3 protein-coding genes are annotated in these 4,020 nt (G+C 39.6%); all 3 read left to right on the top strand.

All coding sequences use genetic code 11. The features are described 5' to 3' along the window. Positions 1-1,266 (top strand): DUF1542 domain-containing protein (locus tag O3601_RS09295; protein WP_371472716.1); only part of this gene is annotated, 1,266 nt, incomplete at its 5' end. Between the two features lie 607 nt (positions 1,267-1,873). Then, positions 1,874-2,767: an ABC transporter ATP-binding protein gene (locus O3601_RS09290; RefSeq protein ID WP_371472712.1), complete on the top strand. Its 894-nt coding sequence runs from the start codon at positions 1,874-1,876 to the stop codon at positions 2,765-2,767. After that, positions 2,764-3,963, top strand: coding sequence for an ABC transporter permease (locus tag O3601_RS09285; RefSeq protein ID WP_371472710.1), 1,200 nt, complete (start codon positions 2,764-2,766; stop codon positions 3,961-3,963). The genes O3601_RS09290 and O3601_RS09285 overlap by 4 nt, the downstream gene beginning before the upstream one ends. Positions 3,964-4,020 lie beyond the last annotated feature (57 nt).

Below are 4,020 nucleotides of genomic sequence, written 5' to 3'. Positions count from 1 at the left end.
GCTGAAGGAAAAGCAGAAATCGCTAAAGTAACACCAGCAGCAGCGGTAGAAGTAGGAAAATCAGCAGCGAAAGCGGAAATCGAAAAAGCAGCAAAAGCCAAAGAAGCAGCCATCGAAGCTAACGACAAACTTTCAGAAGCAGCAAAAGCAGCAGCAAAAGCACAAGTAGCAGCTGAAGCTAAGAAAGCAATCGAAGCAATAGAAAAAGCTGCAACAGAAGCAGATGTAGAAGTAGCGAAAGAAGCAGGAAAAGCAGAAATCGCTAAAGTAGCACCAGCAACAACAGATTACAAGGCTAAAGCCAAAGCAGAAGTAGAAGCTGAACTAGCTAAGAAATTAGCTGAACTTGAGAATGCAACTGATTTAACAGAAGCAGAAAAAGCAGCGGCAAAAGCACAAGTAGTCAACAAAGCTAAGGAAGCAATTGAAGCGATTCAAAAAGCAGCAACAGAAGCAGATGTAGACCAAGCGATTCGTAACTTTGTTTACCGTATTTCAGCAGTTATTCGTGAGCAAGAAGAATATGATTTATCAAAATTGTTTGTAAATGGTTCTGTAACTGTTAAGCAAGGTGAATCTTTAACAGATAAAGATGTTTTATCAAAACTAAACTTACCAAGCGGTGTAGAAATTGTTAAGGTTGAAAAACCTACAACATCAGCATTAGGTACAGTGATGGCTAAAGTAACAGTTAAATTAGCAGATGGAAGCGTAGAAGAAATTAACGTACCTGTTGAAGTGATTGTTTCACAAAATCATGGAAATGAAGGAAATGGAGCAAATAACGGAGCTAATAACACTGAAGCCAAAGTTAATAAAGCTAAGTTAGAAGGTGCTATCCATCAATTAGATGAATTGCTTCTTAAAGAATCAGCTAAGCTTGATGCAGAAACTGCAAAAGAAGCGAATGTATTATTAGCAGATGCTAAGAAAGTATTTGCCAATGCAGACGCAACTCAAGCAGAAGTGGATGCAATGGTTAAACGTATCGAAGACTTCATGGCGAAAGTTGCTTCATCAACTGATCATGCAACTCCAGCTAATGACCAATCTGCTCAAACACCAGCTGTAGCTCCAGCTACCGCTCAAGCAGTAGCTAATGCTAGCCAAACAGTATCAGCACAAGCAAATGCGCGTAAAGCGGCTAAAGAATTGCCAAATACAGGTACAGTAGATTCTACTGTAGCTATGGTAGCAGCAGCTGCAAGTGCATTACTTGGTCTCGGTCTTGCAGGCCGTCGTCGTAAAGAAGACGAAGAAGCTTAATTAGTAGATTGTTTGATTATTAGATAATGAATCTGACTTTTAGAGTTTAAACAAGTATTTCTCGTAAGAAAATCTCCTAGCAGAAAAATCTGCTAGGAGATTTTTGATACAGGTAAATTGAGTAGTGAATCTAAATCCTAAATTTCATGAGGTAATGAGAGGTTTAGGCCAACTCAATTTCAAAAAATTTTTAGGTTTAGGAATGACTATTCATATAGAGATAGGTAATTCTTCAAAGATGGTAGTCATATAGAGGAAGATAGTTGTTAAGTAATGTTTTAATTGATAATAGTTGCTATTTGATGATGTTTTATGTCAAAGTAAATAGATAAGATTTTTATTTTTGACAAATGAGAACATATGATGTAATGATTTTTAGGGAAAAGCTATTTGGAATAAAGGAGTTGCTCAAATAACAATTCAGGATCAAAAATAGACAGTTGAGGAGAGGAAGTGATAAATTGGAGTTTACCAGTGTATAATGTACTCATAACTCAAAGTACCCTAAGATTTTTTACTAAAATGAGGATGATAAAAATGGACAGAAACCATTGTAAAGGCTATCAAAAAGGAGTATAATGAGTGCAAGACATTTCGGAGGTGAAAGATGCTAGAAGTAAGAAGTCTAGAGAAAAGTTTTGGACCCAAGCAAGTTTTGTTTGGTATTGACTTTCAAGCGCGACCAGGTCGTATTTTGGGATTAGTCGGGAAAAACGGTGCTGGGAAAACAACAATTTTCCACAGTATTTTGAAGTTTTTAGAATATCAAGGAGAAATCAGTCTAGATGGTCAGGATATTCGTCAGGAGACCTACGCTCGGATTGGCTATCTTCCTGAAGAACGCAGTCTCATGCCTAAATTGACAGTCCTTGAACAAGTTCGTTATTTGGCGACTCTAAAAGGCATGGATGCCAAGGAGGTCAAGGAAAAACTCCCTCAATGGATGAAGAGGTTGGAAGTGAAAGGGAAGCTGACTGATAAAATCAAGAGTTTGTCAAAAGGAAATCAGCAGAAGATTCAGCTCATTATTACTCTGATTCATGAGCCAGACTTGATTATCTTGGATGAGCCTTTCAGTGGATTGGACCCGGTCAATACAGAATTGCTCAAGCAAGTCATTTTTCAAGAAAAAGAACGTGGGGCAACCATTATCTTTTCTGACCATGTCATGACCAATGTCGAGGAACTTTGTGACGATATTCTCATGATTCGAGATGGCCGTGTGGTCTTGCATGGACCAGTCCAGGATGTCCGCAATCAATACGGGAAAACGCGTCTCTTTGTTTCAAGTGAACGAAGCAAGGAAGAATTGGAAAAACTTCCTCATGTCAAACAGGTGAGCTTGACTAAACAAGGCAGTTGGAAATTGATCTTGGAGGATGAGAGCGCTGGAAGGGAACTCTTCCCAATCTTGACTCAGGGGCAATATATCGCAACCTTTGACCAGCAAGCGCCAACAATCGATGAAATCTTTAAACTAGAATCAGGGGTGGAAGTATGAGAAATATGTGGGTTGTAATGAAGGAAACCTATCTTCGACATGTCAAATCGTGGAGTTTCTTCTTTATGGTGATTTCACCATTCTTGTTTATCGGTCTCTCTGGAGGAATTGGCTATCTCCAAGGGTCTTCTATGGCCCAAAATAGTAAGATAGCAGTAGTAACAACTGTGCCATCTGTGGAAGATGGGCTTAAGGGTACCAACGGTATCAACTTTGATTATCAGGATGAAGCCAGTGCCCAAGCTGCTATCAAAGATGAGAAAATCAAGGGTTACCTAACCATTGACCAAGAGGACAGCGTCCTCAAGGCCGTCTATCATGGTGAAACTTCCCTTGAGATTGCTATTAAGCTAGGAGTAACGAGCAAGTTAAATGAGCTTCAAGATCAACTCAATCGTTCGGCAGCCAATTTGTCACAAGAACAGGAAAAACGCTTGGAACAAACAGTTAACTTTACGGAGAAAATTGATGAATCCAAGGAAAATAAAAAAATGATTCAAACCTTTGCGGCCGCAGGGCTTGGTTTCTTCCTTTATATGATTTTGATTACCTATGCTAGTGTCACTGCTCAGGAAGTGGCTAGCGAGAAAGGAACCAAAATTATGGAGGTGGTCTTCTCTAGTATCCGAGCTAGTCATTATTTCTACGCTCGCATGCTGGCTCTGCTTCTTGTGATTTTGACCCATATTGGCATTTACGTCGTGGGTGGACTTGCTGCCATTCTTCTCTTTAAAGACCTACCAATCTTGGCACAATCTGGTATTTTAAACCATATAGGAGAGGCTTTCTCGCTCAACACCTTATTGTTTGTCTTGGTTAGCCTCTTTATGTACGTTGTTTTAGCAGCCTTCCTAGGTTCTATGGTTTCTCGTCCTGAGGATGCAGGAAAAGCCTTGTCGCCTTTGATGATTTTGATTATAGGTGGTTTTTTTGGAGTGACAGCTCTAGGTGCAGCTGGTGACAATCTCATCTTGAAGATTGGTTCATATATTCCCTTTATTTCGACTTTCTTCATGCCATTTAGAGCTATTAATGGCTATGCAGGGGGAGTAGAAGCATGGATTTCACTTGCTATTACAGTGATTTTTGCAGTGGTAGCAACAGGATTTATCGGACGCATGTATGCTAGTCTCGTTTTGCAAACAGATGATTTAGGTCCTTGGAAAACCTTTAAACGTGCCTTATCTTATAAATAGAAGAGCCTCGCGAAAGCGAGGTTTTCTAGAGATAAAAAGAGTGGAATTCAGAAAAAT

This window comes from Streptococcus sp. 20925_1_69, assembly GCF_041432365.1.
Lineage (GTDB): Bacteria > Bacillota > Bacilli > Lactobacillales > Streptococcaceae > Streptococcus.
Note: the sequence above shows the minus strand (reverse complement) of the source record. Positions and strands in the feature narration are given on the sequence as shown.